Genomic DNA, 20,179 nt, shown 5'->3' with positions numbered 1-20,179 from the left:
GACATGCAGATAACAAAAATAATCATGGTACTGGTGTTTCTGAGTGGACTGAGCATATCGACCAGTTGGGCCAAATTCGTTCAATGGCAACCCCAGATCCCTAGTAGTTTGGACTTGTTTAATGGCAATGCCAAAGCCTTGGCAAATCTTGCCGGTGATCACATCGTGATTTTTGCACATCCCTCACAGCAGATTAGTCTGCCCACGATGAAAGCAGGTCAAAAAGTCGTTGGTAAATTTCAAAGTGCCGCCGTGGTTGTCCCAACCAACAGCAAAAATGTGTCCAGATTACTCAGTAATTATCCAAACTATGCTGGCTTATTTCCCACGCTAAAATCTGCTGAGGTTTTGCAACAGCAAGGTTCAACCAGCCAAGTTGAATACCGCATCCATATCCCGACACCTATTCCGGTTTTAAACTTTAAAGAAACCGTGGTGATGCAGCACCAAATTGATCACAACAGCATTAATAGTTTGGTTCTACAAGCACCGGTGCCCTTTGGTGCAGGGAAAATTGAATGGTTTGAGATCGATGCTCAACACACCTTGATTAGTGTGACCCAATGGGGCGATTTAAATCAGCCCAAAGGTTTTTTGTTTAGCAAAATATTAAATGCCTTACCCGATGCCAAATTAGGGATTCCTGCGGGAACCAATGGTTTTTTACTCGAATCTTTACAGCGCCGATTTAAAGCCTTTAGCAGCGAAACTCTCGCTGCAAATCAATTACCTGAACTCAAATTAAATGCCTCTCAACTCGACAAAGTCACCCAATTAAGTCAAAGCTCAAAAGAACCTGTGTCCTTTATTTTGACAGCGCAACGCGTTCCCTTTGGGCAAAATTATGAATTGATGCGCTTTAGCACCAGTTTTCAATATTATGCACAAGAGCCTTCGAGCTTACAGCGCTGGATTAATGTGTCTTCGTTCAAGCACTTATTTCCAAGACAAGTTAAACATATGCAAGTGCAGAAAATTAATCCGCACCTCATGGATGCCGACTATAAAATTTCGGTGGGTTTAGGCGTGATCAATATTCCCTTTGATTTTAAGATGCGTTTTAACTATCCCGACTTACTGCAAAATCAATATACCGCAACCGGTGGAGACTTAAAGTTTGTCCGAGGTGCAATGCATATTCGCCCCTTACAACAAGGGTCGTTATTACAATTGACCAGTGCGGTGAAGATTGATGACAAAGCACCGTTTTTACTTCGTGCTATGCGCAGTATGCCGTATCACGACATGTTGCCGGCTTTAGGCGGAAATACGGTCTTTGCACTCAAAGTTAAACAGAAGTTAAGTTAGAACCTCGAGTGATGAGCTGAATTTATTGTTTTTAGCTATATTTCAGACACAAAAAAACCGCAACATGTGCGGTTTTTTCAATCTTGATCAAGTTGGTGCGCTCAGAGAGATTCGAACTCCCGACCCCTTAGTTCGTAGCCAAGTGCTCTATCCAGCTGAGCTATGAGCGCGACGTCTTGATGAGGCTCATTATACGTGATTTTTATTTTTTGTTAAGAGCTTTTTCATATAAATTTAACCAAACGCACAGCAAATAAACAATTGCCCTTTAAACACGCTAAAAATCAGCTAGATTTACTTTTAAAGGGCTTTTGCATCACAAGTATGGAATTTAAAGTTAGCAATACTCACGTATAAATGCTCAAGATAGATTACAAATCTATCGCCATCATTGAATCACTGCTTTAACTCACTCAATTCTTTTTTAAACTTAGATTTAAAAAAATTGCATCACTATGAATATCTGAAAAAAGGGTTATCTATAGAAGATAAGCAAAATTGAAATTTACTGATGGGTAGTTTTATGAAATAGAACGCTTAATAGAATCCAAACAAAAGACAGCTATATCAAAGCGATAAATCACAGGCACAAAAAAACCGCAACATGTGCGGTAATTTGTTCAAGTTGGTGCGCTCAGAGAGATTCGAACTCCCGACCCCTTAGTTCGTAGCCAAGTGCTCTATCCAGCTGAGCTATGAGCGCGTAACTTGTGTCGTCTTAAAAGACTACGTATTCAGATTTACTTATTGGTGCGCTCAGAGAGATTCGAACTCCCGACCCCTTAGTTCGTAGCCAAGTGCTCTATCCAGCTGAGCTATGAGCGCGACATAAGTAAATCGTGGCGGTGAGAGAGGGATTCGAACCCTCGATACAGTTGCCCGTATGCATCCTTAGCAGGGATGTGGTTTCAGCCACTCACCCATCTCACCGTAACGTGCCGCCATAATACAAAGATCATGATACGACTGCAAGCACAGTCGTTATATTTTTTTCATTTTTTTACTCAATTAGATATTTTTTAAACGATTTTCAAAAAATTAGTGCAAAATTAGTTCAGCGCACACTGCTGTCCCCCTACATTTCAGCTTTAAACATTATAAAATATCGGCATAAAACACTTTATTGCAATCAATTGCGTGCAGTATCTGCTTGCATGACTTATGCTAATCCTAATCTTCTGATTTGAAGCCAAATACATATGAAAAACTGGGTCGACCCTGAAGCAAAAGCTGAAGCCGAACGTTATGACAATCCAATTCCAAGCCGTACTCTGATTCAAGAGACGATTGAACAACTGAAAACTGCAATGTCGCATGCCGATCTTGTAGAACATTTTGAAATTGCCGATCAAAAAAGTATTGATGCACTGAGTCATCGTCTGATTGCGATGGTTCGAGATGGTCAGTTGATGAAAGATGGATTTAAGTTCCAGCTTGCAGCTGAGCAACCGACTCATGAAGCAACGGTTTATATCAACTCAAAAGGTTTAGGCACAGCCAATATTAGCGGTGAAGATGACCTTTTACTTCCTGAGCGTGAGTTACGTCAGGTGTTTAATGGTGACCGTGTTAAAGTCCGCCAAACTTCGGTAGACCGTAAAGGCAAAGCATGGGGCTTTATTACTGAAGTTCTACAGCATCGTGTCAAAGAAATTATCGGTAAAGTGTCTGAGTATGAAGGTGAATATTTTATTCAGCCGGCAAATCCCAATGCACACCAACCGATTACGTTAGAAAGAGAATTAATCGAGCATGCCAAAGTCAAACTCGGTGACTCTGTACGTATTGCGATTGACAGCTACCCAACCAAAGAAGAATTTGCGACAGGTCATATTGTTCAGTCGATGGCTGATAAAGCAGACACTGAAATTATTATTCCGCAAACCATTTTAGAATTTGGTTTACCTTACGAATTCCCTGAAGCAGTACAACAAGAAGCCGACAGCTTTAAAGAACCGTCAGAACAAGACCGTGAAGGTCGTGTCGATTTACGTGATTTAGCGCTTGTCACCATTGATGGTGAAGATGCCCGCGACTTCGATGATGCCGTGTATGCGGAAAAACGTCCGGGTGGTGGTTATCGTGTTGTGGTGGCAATTGCCGATGTCAGCCATTATGTACGTCCGGGTAAACCGCTCGATGACGAAGCTCAAGAGCGCGGTACATCGGTGTACTTCCCTCATTTTGTATTGCCGATGTTGCCTGAAGCGCTGTCGAATGGTTTATGTTCTTTGAACCCACACGTAGACCGTTTATGTATGGTCTGTGATTTAAACTTATCTCGCGCGGGTCGTGTCACTAAGTTTGAGTTCTATCCGGGTGTAATGCATTCAAAAGCTCGTTTGACCTATACTCAAGTGGCCGAATATTTTGAGGGTAATAGTCAAGCCATTCCTGAAGACCGTGATGTGCGTAAATCGGTCAATACCTTATTCCAGTTGTATCAAGTGTTGAAAGGCTTACGTGCTGAACGCCACGCGATGGAATTTGAAACCGTTGAAACCTATATGACCTTTGATGAGCTAGGCGGTATTAACGAAATCCTACCGCGTAGCCGTAATGATGCACACAAACTGATTGAAGAATGTATGTTGTTGGCAAACGTTGCAGCGGCAGAGTATGCTTTGAAGAATGAAATTCCGATGCTGTACCGTGTGCATGAGCCACCTGAGTTCTCACGTATTCAAAAGGTTCGTGATTTTGTGAAGTTATTGGGGCTGCCATTCCCTGAACAGCCGACTCAAGCTGACTATCAAGCCGTGATTGATGCCACCAAAGACCGTATTGATGCTCCAAGTATTCATGCCGTTTTACTTCGTTCAATGATGCAAGCCTATTATGGCGCGAACAATGCAGGTCACTTTGGTTTGGCCTACGAAGCGTATACACATTTCACATCTCCAATCCGTCGTTATCCAGACTTGTTACTTCACCGTGCCATCAAAGCACAATTGAAGAAAAAACCTTACCCAATTTCTGGTGCTTCGCTGGATGATGCAGGTGAACACTTCTCTGCGACTGAGCGCCGTGCAGATGAAGCTTCTCGTTCTGTCACTACATGGTTGAAGTGCCATTACATGCAGCAGCATTTGGGTGAAGAATTTGTCGGTACCATCAGTGCGACTGCTGAATTTGGCCTCTTTGTAACGCTCAAAGACTTATATGTTGATGGCATGATCCACGTCAGCCAATTGGGTGATGACTTCTTCGTCTATGACCAACCAAGTCAGAGCTTAATTGGTCAATCTCGAGGTCAAGTTTTCAGTCTAGGCGATGAAGTAAAAATCAAAGTTGCTGGTGTAAATCTAGAAGAGCGCAAAATCGACTTTGAATTGATTCAACAATTGAGCCATGCAGGTCGCGCTATTCGCGCACGTGCCCCTCGTGTTGCAAAACCTACAGCCAAAGAAGAAGTCTTTTCAGAACGTAAAACCAACGCTGCTGAAGATGGAGAACAGCCCATACGACGCAAAAAGTCGAAATCTAAGCCCAGTTCATTCGGTAAAAAGCCTGCTAAAAAATCTGCAAGCAAATCTGAAGCGAAGGCTAAAGATAAAGTGAAGAAAAAATCAAAACCGAAAAAGAAAAAATCCAATGCAAAATCATCTGCGGATTAAGGTTTAAATCAAGAGCGCTTCGGCGCTCTTTTTGATTCTTCAGGTCAGTGAAGACTTCTCGACCTCTGCAGAAGATGAATAATTCCTGATTTAGTCTTGATTTAACCCGCAACAAACCCTACATCTATAAATAACTCAGGATTTATAGATGTAGAAAATATGACTTTAGAAAAGGCAACTTTGCCTGTTCCTCAATTTGATCAAATCACTTTAGATCAACTCAAAGAAAAAATTCAAAATGCGATTCAACACGGTCAACAATTTCTAAATGAACTGACGGTTGTTCCAGATTCGGTACAAAAACAACTGAATACTTTAGAACAGGTCGATGACCTTGAAAATAATATGAGTGAAGCTTGGGGCGTGCTGTCGCATCTGAACGCCGTGATGAATAATGCTGAAACTCGAGAGCTCTACCAATCTTTATTACCCAGCCTGAGTGAGTACTATACGCAGCTAGGTCAACATACAGTGTTGTATCAAACGTATCAGCATGTACATGACAACAGTGTATTCGACACGCTTCCTGCAGCACAGCAAAGCGCGATTAAACTTGCGTTACGAGATTTTAAACTTTCAGGTGTAGCCTTAGAAGGTGAAGCGAAAAAACGCTATGCAGAAATATCTGCACGACTTTCACAGTTATCATCAGACTTTTCCAATCACGTATTGGATGCCACCCAAGCCTACTTCAAACCTTTAACTGAAGCGCAGCTCAAAGGACTACCTCAAGGCAGTATTGAACTTCTGAAACAATATGGTCAGCAACGCGAACTCGAACAGGCTGTAGCCACACTCGACTTCCCGTCTTATATTGCCATTATGACCTATGCAGAAGACCGCGAAGTGCGTGAAGCACTCTATAAAGCCTATACCACACGTGCTTCTGATCAGGCAGACTCTGCTGAATTTGATAATACAGCGGTCATGGAAGAAATCTTGAAACTACGTCAGGAAATGGCTAGCCTGCTTGGTTTTAACAACTACGCCGAATTGTCTTTAGCAAGCAAAATGGCACCCGATGTGGCAACTGTAGATCAGTTCCTGATTGAACTGGCAGAACATGCGCGTGCGCCAGCAGAGAAAGAAATCGCTGAACTGAAAGCCATTGCAGCGCAAGACGGTATCACTGAGTTGCAACCGTGGGATGCCACTTTCTATTCAGAAAAACTCAAAGTTAAACAATTTAATTTGTCACAAGAAGACCTGAAGCCCTACTTCCCTGCACCTAAAATTATTCAAGGCTTGTTCAGCATTGTAAATCGTCTCTATGGCATCAATGTAATCGAGCGTGAAGCGCCTGTTTGGCATCCCGATGCACGTTACTTTGAACTTGAAGATCAAGGCAGCGTGATTGGCGGTTTTTACTTTGACCTGTATGCACGAAGCGGTAAACGTGGCGGCGCATGGATGAGCGGCTTCCGTTCACGCATGCAAACTGAAAATGGTCTGCAAAAACCAATTTGCTACATGGTCTGCAACTTTACCCCACCTGTCGGTGAGCAAGCTGCTTTACTTACCCATGATGAAGTAACGACGTTGTTCCACGAATTTGGTCATGGCTTACATCACATGCTCACTGAAGTCGATAATATTGCTGTGGCTGGTACACATGGCGTGGCGTGGGATGCAGTAGAGCTACCAAGTCAATTCATGGAATTTTGGACTTGGGATCAAGAAAGTTTAGATTTACTCAGTGAACATATCGAATCAAAACAAACTTTACCAGCCGATCTGTTAAAAGCACTACAAGATGCGCGTTTCTTCCAGTCAGGGATGCAAACGTTACGTCAAATTGAATTTGCCATGTTTGACTTAAATATCCATAAGGCCAACCCTGCTTTGGACGCTGCAGGCATCCAACACACCTTAGATGATATTCGTCAAAAATATGCAGTTGCACCCATTACTTCGTACAACCGTTTCCAACATGGTTTCAGTCATATCTTTGCAGGTGGTTACGCTGCTGGTTATTATTCATACAAATGGGCAGAGGTTTTGGCAAGTGATGCCTTCGACCGATTCGAAAATGAAGGAATTTTTAATACTTCGACTGGCAAGTCGTTTAGACAATTTATTCTAGCAGTTGGCGGAAAAGATACGGCACTTGACGCATTTATCAATTTCCGCGGACGCGAGCCAAAAATAGATGCTTTGCTGCGTCATCAAGGTTGGACGAACGCATCTAAAAACGCTTAAACTAGGGACCTTAGTTAGATTCAAGGTAAGTATGATGACCATTAAACGACGCTTCATTGCAGGTGCAAAATGTCCAAAATGCCAAGCGATGGACCGGGTTGTCATGCTGACCTCTGGCGAAGACGAATGGATCGAATGCATTGATTGTGGTTACAGTGAAAATCGACCGACTCATGTCGATCAACCTGAACAACCCGCCGTGCCAGACGATATCGGTGTGATCCAATTTAAGCCACGTCAGCCTAAATAAAAATTAAGGTCAAGCAATGACAGAAGATCAAAGACATAATCCAAAATTGTTAGTTGGAATCATTGGGGGCTTAACGTTATTGATTGCTATCTTTTTTGCATATCAATGGTTAAGCAGCAGTACAGCAGATAAATCTGCACTTCAAGAAGAACTGGTCGCTGCACCGGCTAAACCGCCTGTTGCAACCCCTGTCCAATCTGAAACTGAAGCATCAGTCCCTGTCGCAGAGACTGAAACCCTTAAATTGGTCGAAGAAGACATTTTAGATGCAGCTGTGCCTGAAAATGCCTCTTTAGCCAAAGAGGAAATTGCCAAATTAGATGACATTCAACAACAATTGAATGATCAGGAGCAAAGCTTAAAACAGCAACATTCAGATGCAGATGAGCTGATTAAACTGAAAGAAGAACAAATTAAATTACTCGAAGCACAGTTAGCGCAACAAGCAAAATAACTGACTTCTGCTACACCATGCGTACTTATAGGCTAGAATATCATCAGATTTTCTAGCCTTTTTGTTATGTCCACTACTACAACGCCACAAAATATCCCCAAAGCAATTGGCTTTCTCATGCTGTCAGCGCTGCTTTTTTCCATCATGGGGGTTTGTATACGCTTCGCATCTCACACAGTAGATAATGCCACCATCGTATTTTTTCGCAATGCGGTTGGCTTATTGATCTTTTTACCCCTGATTTTGCAAAAAGGCAGCACGTTTTTTAGAACTGAAAAACTGTGGATGCATACCTGGCGTTCAATCGTAGGCTTGGTGGCAATGTATGGCTTTTTTTATGCCATCGCACACTTAAAACTCTCCAATGCCATGGTCTTCACCTATTCCTCGCCGATCTTCATCCCCTTAATTGCATGGTTATTTTTAAAAGAAAAAATGACCCTGAGTATGCTCATTGCCGCTGTCATTGGTTTGATTGGCGTCCTCTTCGTCGCAAAGCCCGATGCAGGAATGTTTAATCAGTTATCACTGATTGGACTGACCGCAAGCTTCTTGGCAGCCATGGCATTTGTCACTGTCCGTGCCCTTACAGCAACCGAGCCGCCTGAACGCATCGTGTTTTATTTCTGCTTTTTTGGCACACTCATTTCCATGATCCCGATGTTCTGGCTTTGGCGTCCTTATAGTTTCAAGGAGTTTGCTTTTCTGATTACAGCGGGGCTTTTGGCCAATATCAGTCAAATTTTTATGTCCAATGCCTATAAGCTTGCACCCGCAGGTCAAATTGGCCCCGTGAACTATATCGCGATTATTTTTGCGGGTATTTGGGGCTTTGCACTGTGGCAAGAATTGCCAGATATTTACAGCCTATTCGGTTTTGCTTTTATATTTTTAGCGATTTTGCTATGTAGTCCGTTCCTACAAAATAAGTTTAAAAAGTCATAAATATCCATTCATTTACCTTCAAACGCACAGCCCCCTATTCAATAAAAAAAGCACCCGAAGGTGCTTTTTTAATGGCTCACTGCGAACTTATTGGTACCAACCAAACAGTTTCAGAATATAAGGAGCATAAGTCACGATCACCAAAGCTGGGAACAAGACAAGGATCGGTAAAATCCAACGTTCATAGCGATAATAGAAATTGGTGTATTGGGCTTTTGCTTCTGCATCTGCTGCCCGTACCTCTTCATCCCCGACGGAGAGTCGTGTCAATAAGTGATTCAGCGCTACAGGTGGCGAAACATAACCGAGCTCAAAGGCAACCAAAACGATCATCCAGAAGTGAATCGGATGGATACCATTTTCGTAGGCTACTGGTGCAATCGTTGCTGCAACCAAAATTACTGCCCCGAATGGATCTGTCGTCATACCAATAATCGCCAATAACAATGCGATAAAGGCCAACGAAATATAGATATTGCCCAAATGCGTTGGTAATAATTCAACGATTTCTGTCCGTTCAATCAAACCGCCGACACTTGCCGACAAGGCCATTAAGATAATTAATGCGCCAATGTGTCCAACCGTTTCTGAAGAAGCAAACCAAATTGAACTACCGAAACCACGACGGTTAGCCCCATGTCCACCATGTTCACGCATGAACTCAGAACTTTGCTCATGTTGTAAGCTGAGTTGTTCATGTGCATCTACAGTTTGCGAAGTAAAACGATCTGCAAACCAACGGTCAAACATAATGTAAACAATCAGAATGATCGGTAGAACCACAGGGGCAGTGAATTCATCCATTTGCGTATCTAAACCGTACTTGTAGAAAGCAATCACAAGCAAGGTCAGTACGATATACGGAATCACGGGAATGAATGCTTTCAGCATGCCCGGAATAGCCACTTTCGGCGATGCCACACGGAAACGTGTTTCTGCCAAGAACAGTGAAATACCCAAGAACAAGAATGCTGTTAGCCAGAACACATAGATACCGTGATCAAATAGTTCATCTGACGTGACATGGCGGCTATCAAGCATCGAGATCAAGATAATCAATAGACATGGACGGATGACCACACCTAAGGAACCTGACATTGCAGATACAGCGAGTGCGAACTGACGACGAGAGCCAGAGTTCCACACTTCTTTATAAATAATTGCACCGGCTGCTACAACGAAGATCCCTGAAGCGCCGGTATAAGCAGTTGGAATAGCCGCAGCAATCAGAATTAACCACGTCAAAGTCTCAGGTGCTAAGTTCCATGGACGTAAAATCCCCAAGAACAAATCCATCACGCGCGTTTGGGTCAATAACATCCCGGCCCAAATAAACAATGCAAGGTTTAGGAAAATCCCAGAGAATTCAACCAATTGTCCAAGGTAAATCCCCTGACCCATTGGATAGTCCATAAAGAAGGTAAACGCCACACCCGTAATAATCGCCATAAAGGCATATAACGGAACACTCAATAGTGCAAAACCAATATTCCCCGGCCCCGGCTCTTTCGCAGCAGGTGGTTTAAAGAACTGATAAATACTGATGAGGGTGACAATACCAAATAGGGCTAGCCACAACCAATATACCACCAAGGTTTCTGTGGTCGATTTCACCCCAGAATTCAGGACTGAATTAAATTGGCTATATACCGAGAAGGTTAATAGGCCATTCCCAATCGCCATGAATAAAGCATAGACTTTATAATCCAAGCGTGTTGTTGGCGCACGTAGACCAATATGATGGAACTTCACTGAAGCAGTAATGGCAGACACCAAGACCATCAGTAAAAGAATCAATACACGGTTTTCGGAACCAAATTTAAAGATGCCAAAGAATGTCGTTTCAATCGCACGATAAGTACGAATACTTGGATGCTCATCTAAATAAGCTTTTGCTTTGTCATAAAATTGGAATTTTTCTTCACATTGCTGTACACCTGCCATGACCGATGCACGTACATCGGATTCAGATGCTGTACCAAAAATGTCAGCAAATTCGTCAGCCGCATTGGCTTTCATTTGCGTTTGCACCATTTTTTCTACATCTGGGTGGCGGTCACAATCTGGCTTGGTCGGTTCTGCACGTAAAAATGAATACTGCATCCCAATGCTTTCATTACCATACAAACGCTCACCAGTACGCAGAAGCTGACCATGAATCATCTCCCCTGTCCCGATAATCAATGTAAGCAGAAGCAAGATCAACACGACTAGAGTCGAAATCCATTCTGTCCAGACATACCTTAACAGCCCGACGATGCCGGATCTGTTTTGTGTATCATTTTGCATGAGTCTTCCTATTTTTTTATTTTGGAGCCTAGCGGGGCTAAGCATCCTTTTCCTTATCGGCTCGAGAAGTTCCTTTCCCTGACCTAACTGTTTTATTATTACGTTTAAATTTGCATCAATATTCAAAACATTAAAATGACAATATGTATTTTCTTTTCGGTTTTTTTTGTCAACCCAATCACCTAAAGTGCGTTAGCGATCCCAGAAATAATTACCAATAAGATAAAACACGGCGATGACAATGCCCCAAATCACCCCCAATAAATGGGCTTCGACTAAAACGGGGCTTCCTATTAATTCTGCCGTTCCGGTATTCCCTACGGTATTTTCCCACACCAATTTTGCCAAAATCAGCAAGAGGACAAAGGCTGCAAAATTTCGCTCCCGCTTATACATTAAATGTACGCAAGCGACCGCAACATAGGCGCCATGCAAGACACCAGATAATCCTGCATAGGCTTCAATATCAGGGAGGAAAAAATAAAAACTCAGACTGATTAAAGGGGATAAAATCAATAAGATGGCAACAAAGTGCCATATTGAAACTCTTGGAAAAATAAACGGTAAGCAGATAAAGGCCAACATATTTAAAGCAAAATGAATCCAACCGACATGAACCCAATGGGCCGTCCATAAGCGCCAAAAGTCATGAAATAAATCATCTTGCCAGTAGATAAAATAGTCTTTAAATACCTGTAGCGAGGCACAGATCGAAACGAATACAGCAAGAAAGACAATTTTCGGAATTAAAAATTGTGTTTTCATTTTCGCTCCTCCTGTACCTCACATTTGGACTACATGCTTTATTAATTTGTTGCAGCGCCACTCGTTTCTGTAGCACCACTGGTTTCAGCATCGCCACTAAACAAATCATCGAGTTCTGAACTATTGGCACTTTCATCCCAGAAATGTTCCATACCATCATCGCCGGTACGAACGCCTGTATGTTCAGTCCAATAACGATCTGAAATCCCTTTCACCATGCTTTCAGCCATACTGTCGATAAGCTTAAATTGTGGATTAACAGGTTTTTCATCACTACGCGCTTGTGCAAAGGTACGTAAGGCATCACGGATTTTCGCATCATCGCCACTGGCTTGTGCAGCAACTGCATATAACGCATGTGACAGTCTTACGCCTTTTTGCTCACCAATTTGCGCGGATTGTTTTAAGGTCTGGTATGGATCAGGTTTTCCATCTCCTGCACCCGGCAATAACGTCCAGATCACAGCGCGGGTTGCATTTGGTGCGCCCCAGAATTTTTCATTATTCAGACAAACCATACCGCGTTCAACGATGGCAGCAATGTCTTTAGGAACGTTTACCGCCCCACCTGAGTTAATATCATTGGTCATGGCCTGTAAGCCACTTAACATTCCCAACATATACACTGTTTGGTCAATGTCACTGTTCATTTTTGGACAGCCTTCACCTAGACTTTTCTTATACTTCTTTTCAAAACGATCTTGAAATAATTGATAGCCGGTATATTGACGCTGTGCAGCAAGTGCCGCCCAACGCTTTTGCTCAACACGAGCATCCTGTGCTTCGGATACTTGGTTAGCTTTAGATGCACGTAAATAGCGTAACTCTGCATCCAAGGCTTTTTGTTCTGCACAAATCCCTGCTGCTGAATACATCAACACAGCCACACGTGTTGGGTCTGCGCCCATATCTTTGGTGGCCATAATGGCTGGAGTTAATGAATTACCTGAATTACACACCATTTCAGCATCTTCCATGGCTAAAATGGGTGGCACAATATGTTTTTCGGTAAATCCGAGTGCAACATTAGCACCGGTTTTTACAACCTGCGAACAACCCGCGAATAATGTACTTGTTATTGCTACAACTGCCACACCCTGGCATATTTTTTGGACGCTCGACATTTTCCTGTCCTCTATAATTGTGTTTATGTCCATCACGACAAACATATCAGAAGCAAAAAATGAATAAAAGAGTATTTGCTCTAATTTGAACGACACACTGTGCCATGAATTACGCTGAATGCAATTGACTGATTTTTCACAAAGACTAAATTTTAGGCAAAAAAAAGTAGCATAGCGACGGTTCGGCACATGCTACTTATTAACTGTGAAAGCGTTTGACTGCTTATTTTTGAGTTAACTGTTCCTTCAGCACTGTTCCTAGTCGTCCTATAACAATTGCTAACACAATCGCTATTACCAGAAACATCCAAGTTGGCATCATCATGATGATTTCCTTTAACGGCTGTTGGTAAGGCTAATATATAGGCAGAGAATCACCGCACAGCTTAAAATTGTCAGACAATTTAAATATTTTGCCAATAAAATCCAATCCTGTCAGACAAGATTATTTTAACCACAACACAAGGTAATGAAATATTTACATTTTATAGAATTTTAAAAATACAGGCTGTCTAACAATTAGATCATTTTGGCCAATACTTTGAGTGATTTCCACTGTTTCAATGACAATTGATCGCGCCAAATAATCACCGGTTTTGCACGCGCATGCATAAAGTACACCACAATATACATTTGATGATCCAAAATATGGCTAATTTGAACGCGTTGCACCGGGCGGTTCAGTCGTTGCAAAGACCAATCAGTTCCATCCAAATAATCTAGACTGGTGACGTGTAAATGCTTACGGAAAAACAGAACATAAACCACTAGCCCGATGAGGAAAAATATCCCCCAAAGCATGGGTGTTAGTAACTGATAAAGCAGCGTCATCAATACCGCAAAAATAAAAAACTGAAACGCATGCGATAAAAAACTGCGTTTCAGTTTGAATTGCCGATTATCCATGAACGTAATGTTTTAATTTTTGAATAAACGTTTTTAATTCAGGACGTGGCGGTTCACTAACTTCCATAAACCAATCCAACAAATCTGGATCTTCTGCAGCAACGAGTTCTGCAAACATGTCTTTTTCAGCTGCATCGGCTTGTAAATAGTAATTTTTGACGTAGGGATCAAAATAAACATCAATCTCTTTTAAACCACGACGTGCACGGTAGATCACTTTACGCTCTTCTAAGCTGATTTCATCAGTCATTGTCTTCCCCAATCGTTGAACCCATCTAGTGTAACTCATCCACCCCATTGAAGTGGAGTGTTTTCAAAGATTGACCGAATCCTTCATCGCAATTCTTGCTTTTGAATGTTCTGCACATTGTAGTCACACGCTGCATCTTATAAGTTGAGACAAAGCCATAAAAATGAATAGGATATTCAAAATGCAATCTGGAGCGATTCGCCCTCTCAACAACATGCTGCCACGTCAATTATTTAATGCGGAACATGATGCATTTCGTGAAACAGTACGAAAATTTTATGAAAAAGAAGTTGTGCCCAATATCGAAAAATATGAAAAACAACAACATGTTGACCGTGACTTATGGAATAAAGCCGGTGCCATGGGCTTGCTTTGTCCAACAATGCCCGAAGCTTATGGCGGCTATGGTGTAGACCGGCTTTATAGCATGATTCTGATTGAAGAGCAGGCCTATGCCATGGACTCCTCTACCGGCTTTTCACTGCATTCCGACATCGTGGCCAATTATATTCATAACTTTGGCAATGAAGAACAAAAGCTGCATTGGCTGCCGAAAATGGCATCTGGCGAAACCGTGACTGCCATTGCAATGACCGAACCGGGCACAGGTTCAGACCTACAAGCCGTACGCACAACTGCTACAGAAGATGGTGATGACTATATTATTAATGGGTCAAAAATTTTTATCACCAATGGCTATTTATGTGACATGGCGATTGTGGTCTGTAAGACAGGCAATAGTGAAAAAGGCTCAGCTAATTTATCGCTAATTATCGTCGAGGCAGATCGCGTCGGTTTTAGTAAAGGCAAACCTTTAAACAAAATTGGCATGAAAGGTCAGGATACCTGTGAACTGTTCTTTGATAATGTCCGCGTCCCTAAAAGCAACTTACTCGGCATGCAAGGTATGGGCTTTATGATGCTGATGAAGGAATTGGCTTGGGAGCGCATGTTGGTTGCGATTATTTGCCAAGCCGGTGCAGAAGCAGCCTTTGCGCACACAGTTCAATACACCAAAGAACGTAAGGCATTTGGCAAGACCGTATCAAGTTTCCAAAACACCCGTTTTAAATTGGCAGAACTACGTACTGAGATCGATTTTTGTCGAGCTTATCTAGATCGCTGTATGGAACTACAACTTGAGGAACAGCTCGGTATTGACGCTGCAGCCGCTGCTAAATACAAAATTTCAGAAATGTTTTCCAAAGTTGTGGATGAATGTCTGCAGTTGCATGGTGGCTATGGCTATATGCTTGAATATCCAATTGCTCGCGCTTATATCGACAATCGAGCCAATCGTATTTATGCAGGTACCAATGAAATTATGAAAGAGCTGATTTCCCGCTCTTTATAACAACAAAGCCCATCATCTGATGGGCTTTTTTCATTCTTTCGATATCAACTTAAATCATTCACAAAATCACAGATCAGTGCAGTGGCCAATGCGGGTTGCTCTTTATGCGGCATGTGATGAAGCCCTTCCAAAATCTCTAGTTCAGCATCACCTTGTATACCCGAAAAAAGTTTCTGAGCTTGTGCTGTCGTCCCGTATTCATCCAGTTCTCCATGGATGATCAAGCTTGCACACTGTACTTTTCCAACATATTGCTCGAGGTTCCATTGACGAAAACTCGGTGAGAGCCAAGTTTCAGTCCAAGCATCCAAAACCCATTGGGCTTTATCCCCATGATATTTAGCCAAGCGTTCAAGCTGTCCAGGCTGCGCAAACCCTGTTTTAGCTTCACGTATACCCGATAATGTGAGTTCTTCCACTTCATACTGTGCTGATATAGTAATCAGACCTTGACATTGTTCAGTATATTCACTGGCAATCACAACAGACATTCCTCCGCCAACACTATGCCCCATCACGATAAACTGTTGAATAGAATAATGTTGAAGAAGCGCCTTAAAGCCCTGCTGTGCTTCGGCATAGACAAAATCCGTACTTAATGCATCAGGGTTCGCTGATGATTTCCCGAAGCCCAAGCGATCATACGCTATTACCGTTCTGCTAGACTCAGCAGCCAATTGCGCAGGAAAATCACGCCACAAATCCACACTCCCCAGTGAATCATGCATCAATATAATCGGGGCCAAAGTTACATCTTTATCTGCTGTTTCAGGCTGCCAAGCTTTGCTATATAGCTCATAATCATTTAATTTTATAAATTCTGAATGTTCTTGAATATTCACATTAACCCTGTGTGCTTTTCCTTATTTTCAACATGATATATTTTTCAACAAATAAAGCGCATCAAATAAAACCCTAAAGTCACTCATCTAAAGCAAAAAAAAGGAGCATGATGCTCCTTTTTCTATAACTGACTTAAGAAACTAATCTGGGTTTAGCCGCCACTTGATCTGACTTTTTTTCAAATTTCAGCACTCCATCTTCAAATGAAGCATGCTTTAATTCTTTACGATCTGCCAAATAGTTATTGCTGACTTTCCACGGTGCATGTTTACCCTGTTTTGGCATCACATCTGCTGCACGTGCAATATAGCCTGAGGTCAAACTGCCCATCACCGTATCTTCTAACAACTCGGTCGCATCACCTTGTGGAATCACTTGGTTATAACCATTTTGATCCATATAGTTAATCAATTTACAGATGTATTCAGAAGCAATATCGACTTTTAAAGTCCATGAAGCATTAATATAGCCAATAATCATCGCCATATTGGGTACATCACTGACCATCACACCACGATATAACATATGTTTTGAGGTATTCAGTGGCTGTCCATCGATTGTGGCACTAATGCCGCCTAAAATTTGAATGTTGAGACCTGTAGCAGAAATTACTACATCTGCATCAAGATGTTTACCTGATTTCAATTGAATGCCATTTTCAGTAAAACTTTCAATTTGATCAGTTTCAACAGATGCACGGCCTTCGCGTAAAATTTTAAACAAATCACCATCTGGCACCACACAAAGGCGCTGATCCCAAGGATTATAATCTGGGGTAAAGTGCTTCATATCCACTTTACCTTTCAACTGCAACTCAATTGATTTTAATAAAAATTTACGGAGTAATTTAGGTTGCTTTTGTGCAACAGCATAAACAGCCCGTTGGACACCGATATTTCGTGCACGGGTAAGTTTATAAGCAACATCTTCAGGTAATACTTTACGCATTTTGTCGTAAATGATGTCAATAGAAGGTACTGAGGCAATATAGGTTGGAGAACGCTGTAGCATGGTCACATGCCCTGCACCGCCTTTTGCCATAGCTGGTACCAGTGTAATCGCTGTTGCTCCACTGCCAATAATCACCACTTTTTTGCCTGCATAATTAAAATTTTCAGGCCAATGTTGTGGATGAATGAAGGTACCTTTAAAGTTTTCCTGCCCTTTAAACTCAGGTTGGAACCCTTGGTCATAATTATAATAACCTGTACAGCCAAAGACAAAATTTGCAACCCAAGTTTGTTGTTTCTTCTTCGCATCTTCAATAACAACAGACCATTTACGAGTTTGTGAGTCGTAATTTGCACTCACAACACGATGTTGAAAATGAATTTTTTCTTTGATTTTATATTCATCAATCACTTCAGATAGGTAGCCTTTAATCGAAGGCCCGTCTGCAAGCACACTAGATTTTTTCCACGGCTTAAAATTAAAGCCAAAAGTTGACATGTCCGAATCAGAACGAATACCCGGATATTTAAATAGATCCCATGTTCCACCGAAACTTTCACGACGTTCAATAATTTCAAATGAACGATTTGGACAATTTTTTGAAAGATGCGCAGCCAAACCTACACCGGAAATCCCTGCACCTACAATGAGAATATCAACTTGTTTTTCCATGTTGTTCTTTTAACCTATCTTAGATTTATATTTATTAAATCACATTTTTGACAATGCACAATGTCAAGTTTAAGCAAAAGGCGATTTATTTTTATCTTTTAAGGACAAATTGAATTATTGTCTAACAATGTAAAGCTAATACAAAACTTCAGACACTAAAAAAGGTCGGTTAAAAACCGACCTTCTTTAGAACAATGTACGCTGCTCTTCACGAAATTAGTTAACTTCGCGATCTACTAGCTCAACGTAAGCCATCGGTGCAGCATCACCTGCACGGAAGCCCGCTTTAAGAACACGTAGATAACCGCCGTTACGCTCTTTGTAACGAGGGCCAAGAACGGTAAATAATTTACCAACAGTTGCAGCTGAACGAGTACGAGCAAACGCTAAACGACGGTTTGCTACAGAATCGACTTTAGCTAAAGTGATTAAAGGCTCAGCAACACGACGTAATTCTTTTGCTTTAGGAACAGTAGTTTTAATTAACTCGTGTTCGAACAAAGAATTAGCCATGTTTTGGAACATCGCTTTACGATGACTGCTTGTACGGCCTAATTTCACACCACTATTACGATGACGCATGGTGATAGTCCTACTTAATTAACGGCTACGATAAGCAAAGCGATCGTCCATGCGGAGGCTAGCCGGTGGCCAGTTCTCTAAACGCATGCCCAATTGCAAGCCTTTCGATGCCAGAACATCTTTAATCTCAGTCAACGATTTTTTACCTAAGTTAGGAGTTTTAAGCAACTCAACTTCAGTACGTTGAACAAGATCGCCAATGTAGTAAATATTTTCTGCTTTCAAACAGTTAGCAGAACGAACAGTAAGCTCTAGATCATCTACTGGACGAAGCAAAATCGGATCAACTTCTTCACGAGGCTCTTGAGCAACTGGTGCTTGATCTTTCTGAAGATCAACAAAAATTGCAATTTGTTGTTGCAAGATTGTTGCCGCTTTGCGGATTGCTTCTTCAGGATCAACAGTACCGTTGGTTTCAAGATCAATGATCAGTTTATCAAGATCAGTACGTTGTTCTACACGAGCGTTTTCCACTATGTAAGACACACGTTTGATTGGGCTGTAAGAAGCATCTAATTGCAAACGACCCACTGGGCGAGTTTCGCCCTCAGGGAAGCGTGAATCAGAAGTCTCATAACCACGACCTTGAGAAACTTTCAGGCGCATTTTTAATGAGCCAGAAGCACTTAAAGTACCGATCAAATGTTCAGGGTTAACCACTTCAACATTGTGTGGTAAACGAAGGTCAGCGGCTGTAACGTCGCCAGGACCTTGTTTTTCCAATGTCAGATAAGCTTCATTTTGATCGAACAGCTTAATAGACAATCCTTTTAGGTTCAGCAAGAGCTCGACGATGTCCTGCTGCAAGCCTTCCAAAGTACTGTACTCGTGCTCGACACCTTCAATCTCTACTTCAACCACGGCTGCGCCAGGTAAAGAAGACAAAAGGATACGACGTAAAGCATTACCAAGAGTATGACCAAAGCCACGCTCTAATGGTTCTAGAATAACTTTTGCCGAGGTCCCGCTTGCCGCTTCGACCTTAATCGCTTGCGGAGTTAGAAACTCATTTGCAGTACGCGTCATTATTGCTACCTCAAGGATTATTTAGAATACAATTCTACAATCAAGCTTTCGTTGATTTCAGCAGGTAAATCAGAGCGATCTGGTGCAGCTTTGAATGTACCTTCCAATTTAGAATGATCAATTTCAATCCAAGATGGAATGCCACGTTGAGTCGCTAACTCAACTGCGTTTTTAATACGCAATTGTTGTTTAGCACCTTCGTGAACCGCAACAACGTCACCAGCTTTAACTTGGATAGACGCGATGTTAACACGACGACCATTTAAAGTGATTGAACGGTGAGATACAAGCTGACGAGCTTCTGCACGTGTAGAACCAAAACCCATGCGATAAACAACGTTATCTAGACGGCTTTCAAGAAGTTTCAACAAGTTTTCACCTGTTGCGCCTTTAACACGAGCAGCTTCTTTGTAGTAGTTACTAAATTGACGCTCTAAAACACCGTACATACGACGTACTTTTTGTTTTTCACGTAATTGTAGTGAGTACTCAGATTGTTTGCCGCCACGAGCGCCACCATGTTGGCCAGGTGCTTTAGCAGCTTTTTTTGTTTTGACGTCAAATGGTTTAACGCCAGATTTTAATTGCAGGTCTGTCCCTTCGCGGCGAGAGAGTTTGCATTTTGGACCAATATAACGAGCCAT

General features: G+C 42.0%; 17 protein-coding genes and 4 tRNA genes. 7 read left to right on the top strand and 14 right to left on the bottom strand.

The window, feature by feature from the left end:
• Positions 1–3: 3 nt before the first annotated feature.
• Entirely contained in the window at positions 4–1,308 is a 1,305-nt protein-coding gene (locus tag FTU29_RS09230; RefSeq protein WP_180121478.1) for an SRPBCC family protein, read from the top strand.
• A 93-nt stretch (positions 1,309–1,401) separates the two neighbouring features.
• Here FTU29_RS09230 and FTU29_RS09225 read toward each other — a convergent pair.
• The 4 genes from FTU29_RS09225 to FTU29_RS09210 all read right to left on the bottom strand — a co-directional run bounded on the left by FTU29_RS09225 (position 1,402) and on the right by FTU29_RS09210 (position 2,238).
• A tRNA-Arg gene (locus FTU29_RS09225) sits at positions 1,402–1,478 on the bottom strand.
• Between the two features lie 456 nt (positions 1,479–1,934).
• Positions 1,935–2,011, bottom strand: a tRNA-Arg gene (locus FTU29_RS09220).
• A 45-nt stretch (positions 2,012–2,056) separates the two neighbouring features.
• Positions 2,057–2,133 (bottom strand) — tRNA-Arg (locus FTU29_RS09215).
• 15 nt (positions 2,134–2,148) lie between these two features.
• Positions 2,149–2,238, bottom strand: a tRNA-Ser gene (locus tag FTU29_RS09210).
• A 269-nt stretch (positions 2,239–2,507) separates the two neighbouring features.
• Between FTU29_RS09210 and rnr the strand changes: the two genes are divergently transcribed.
• The 5 genes from rnr (at position 2,508) to FTU29_RS09185 (ending at position 8,773) form a co-directional block, all read left to right on the top strand.
• On the top strand, positions 2,508–4,925 hold the full coding sequence (rnr, locus tag FTU29_RS09205; protein ID WP_180121476.1) for a ribonuclease R: 2,418 nt from the start codon (positions 2,508–2,510) through the stop codon (positions 4,923–4,925).
• Between the two features lie 159 nt (positions 4,926–5,084).
• Positions 5,085–7,124: a M3 family metallopeptidase gene (locus tag FTU29_RS09200; protein ID WP_218954875.1), complete on the top strand. Its 2,040-nt coding sequence runs from the start codon at positions 5,085–5,087 to the stop codon at positions 7,122–7,124.
• Positions 7,125–7,164: 40 nt separating this feature from the next.
• A complete protein-coding gene (locus FTU29_RS09195) occupies positions 7,165–7,374 on the top strand; it encodes a YheV family putative zinc ribbon protein (protein ID WP_171256675.1) in 210 nt (69 codons plus the stop codon).
• Positions 7,375–7,390: 16 nt separating this feature from the next.
• Complete coding sequence (locus FTU29_RS09190) at positions 7,391–7,828, top strand: hypothetical protein (RefSeq protein WP_180103018.1); 438 nt, start codon at positions 7,391–7,393, stop codon at positions 7,826–7,828.
• A gap of 66 nt (positions 7,829–7,894) precedes the next feature.
• On the top strand, positions 7,895–8,773 hold the full coding sequence (locus tag FTU29_RS09185) for a DMT family transporter (RefSeq protein WP_180121474.1): 879 nt from the start codon (positions 7,895–7,897) through the stop codon (positions 8,771–8,773).
• Positions 8,774–8,860: 87 nt separating this feature from the next.
• Here FTU29_RS09185 and FTU29_RS09180 read toward each other — a convergent pair whose 3' ends face one another.
• The 5 genes from FTU29_RS09180 to FTU29_RS09160 form a co-directional block, all read right to left on the bottom strand.
• Positions 8,861–11,062: a TRAP transporter large permease subunit gene (locus FTU29_RS09180; RefSeq protein WP_180121472.1), complete on the bottom strand. Its 2,202-nt coding sequence runs from the start codon at positions 11,060–11,062 to the stop codon at positions 8,861–8,863.
• A 192-nt stretch (positions 11,063–11,254) separates the two neighbouring features.
• Positions 11,255–11,827, bottom strand: coding sequence for a rhombosortase (gene rrtA, locus FTU29_RS09175; RefSeq protein WP_078192449.1), 573 nt, complete (start codon positions 11,825–11,827; stop codon positions 11,255–11,257).
• 41 nt (positions 11,828–11,868) lie between these two features.
• Positions 11,869–12,951: a hypothetical protein gene (locus FTU29_RS09170; protein WP_180121470.1), complete on the bottom strand. Its 1,083-nt coding sequence runs from the start codon at positions 12,949–12,951 to the stop codon at positions 11,869–11,871.
• A 519-nt stretch (positions 12,952–13,470) separates the two neighbouring features.
• The gene (locus FTU29_RS09165) at positions 13,471–13,857 is read right to left on the bottom strand and encodes a hypothetical protein (RefSeq protein ID WP_078189263.1); all 387 of its coding nucleotides are present in this window, start codon (positions 13,855–13,857) and stop codon (positions 13,471–13,473) included.
• Positions 13,850–14,107 carry a succinate dehydrogenase assembly factor 2 gene (locus tag FTU29_RS09160; protein WP_078189264.1) on the bottom strand — a complete coding sequence of 86 codons (258 nt, stop codon included), beginning with the start codon at positions 14,105–14,107 and terminating at the stop codon, positions 13,850–13,852. Before FTU29_RS09160 ends, FTU29_RS09165 begins: the two co-directional genes overlap by 8 nt.
• A 181-nt stretch (positions 14,108–14,288) precedes the next feature.
• Here FTU29_RS09160 and FTU29_RS09155 point away from each other — a divergent pair, with 181 nt between their 5' ends.
• A complete protein-coding gene (locus tag FTU29_RS09155) occupies positions 14,289–15,461 on the top strand; it encodes an acyl-CoA dehydrogenase family protein (RefSeq protein ID WP_168379120.1) in 1,173 nt (390 codons plus the stop codon).
• A 44-nt stretch (positions 15,462–15,505) separates the two neighbouring features.
• Here the strand turns inward: FTU29_RS09155 and FTU29_RS09150 are convergent, their stop codons facing one another.
• From FTU29_RS09150 to rpsD, 5 genes are all read right to left on the bottom strand, one after another.
• Positions 15,506–16,303 carry an alpha/beta fold hydrolase gene (locus tag FTU29_RS09150; RefSeq protein WP_373423600.1) on the bottom strand — a complete coding sequence of 266 codons (798 nt, stop codon included), beginning with the start codon at positions 16,301–16,303 and terminating at the stop codon, positions 15,506–15,508.
• Between the two features lie 133 nt (positions 16,304–16,436).
• Complete coding sequence (locus FTU29_RS09145; protein ID WP_180103015.1) at positions 16,437–17,927, bottom strand: NAD(P)/FAD-dependent oxidoreductase; 1,491 nt, start codon at positions 17,925–17,927, stop codon at positions 16,437–16,439.
• Positions 17,928–18,143: 216 nt separating this feature from the next.
• A complete protein-coding gene (gene rplQ, locus FTU29_RS09140; RefSeq protein ID WP_005012953.1) occupies positions 18,144–18,509 on the bottom strand; it encodes a 50S ribosomal protein L17 in 366 nt (121 codons plus the stop codon).
• Between the two features lie 18 nt (positions 18,510–18,527).
• On the bottom strand, positions 18,528–19,535 hold the full coding sequence (locus tag FTU29_RS09135; RefSeq protein ID WP_180121468.1) for a DNA-directed RNA polymerase subunit alpha: 1,008 nt from the start codon (positions 19,533–19,535) through the stop codon (positions 18,528–18,530).
• 17 nt (positions 19,536–19,552) lie between these two features.
• On the bottom strand, positions 19,553–20,179 hold the full coding sequence (rpsD, locus tag FTU29_RS09130) for a 30S ribosomal protein S4 (RefSeq protein WP_078192454.1): 627 nt from the start codon (positions 20,177–20,179) through the stop codon (positions 19,553–19,555).

The organism is Acinetobacter sp. YH12086 (genome assembly GCF_013419345.1).
In the GTDB taxonomy this organism is placed as follows: domain Bacteria; phylum Pseudomonadota; class Gammaproteobacteria; order Pseudomonadales; family Moraxellaceae; genus Acinetobacter; species Acinetobacter amyesii.
This window is presented reverse-complemented; position numbering and strand designations above follow the sequence as displayed.

Coding starts and splice junctions, on each gene's coding strand:
- FTU29_RS09145 (WP_180103015.1), bottom strand. CDS start 17,927: ATGGAAAAACAAGTTGATATTCTCATTGTAGGTGCAGGGATTTCCGGT.
- FTU29_RS09170 (WP_180121470.1), bottom strand. CDS start 12,951: ATGTCGAGCGTCCAAAAAATATGCCAGGGTGTGGCAGTTGTAGCAATA.
- FTU29_RS09190 (WP_180103018.1), top strand. CDS start 7,391: ATGACAGAAGATCAAAGACATAATCCAAAATTGTTAGTTGGAATCATT.
- FTU29_RS09160 (WP_078189264.1), bottom strand. CDS start 14,107: ATGACTGATGAAATCAGCTTAGAAGAGCGTAAAGTGATCTACCGTGCA.
- rplQ (WP_005012953.1), bottom strand. CDS start 18,509: ATGCGTCATCGTAATAGTGGTGTGAAATTAGGCCGTACAAGCAGTCAT.
- FTU29_RS09155 (WP_168379120.1), top strand. CDS start 14,289: ATGCAATCTGGAGCGATTCGCCCTCTCAACAACATGCTGCCACGTCAA.
- FTU29_RS09135 (WP_180121468.1), bottom strand. CDS start 19,535: ATGACGCGTACTGCAAATGAGTTTCTAACTCCGCAAGCGATTAAGGTC.
- FTU29_RS09230 (WP_180121478.1), top strand. CDS start 4: ATGCAGATAACAAAAATAATCATGGTACTGGTGTTTCTGAGTGGACTG.
- rpsD (WP_078192454.1), bottom strand. CDS start 20,179: ATGGCTCGTTATATTGGTCCAAAATGCAAACTCTCTCGCCGCGAAGGG.
- FTU29_RS09180 (WP_180121472.1), bottom strand. CDS start 11,062: ATGCAAAATGATACACAAAACAGATCCGGCATCGTCGGGCTGTTAAGG.
- rrtA (WP_078192449.1), bottom strand. CDS start 11,827: ATGAAAACACAATTTTTAATTCCGAAAATTGTCTTTCTTGCTGTATTC.
- FTU29_RS09200 (WP_218954875.1), top strand. CDS start 5,085: ATGACTTTAGAAAAGGCAACTTTGCCTGTTCCTCAATTTGATCAAATC.
- FTU29_RS09185 (WP_180121474.1), top strand. CDS start 7,895: ATGTCCACTACTACAACGCCACAAAATATCCCCAAAGCAATTGGCTTT.
- rnr (WP_180121476.1), top strand. CDS start 2,508: ATGAAAAACTGGGTCGACCCTGAAGCAAAAGCTGAAGCCGAACGTTAT.
- FTU29_RS09165 (WP_078189263.1), bottom strand. CDS start 13,857: ATGGATAATCGGCAATTCAAACTGAAACGCAGTTTTTTATCGCATGCG.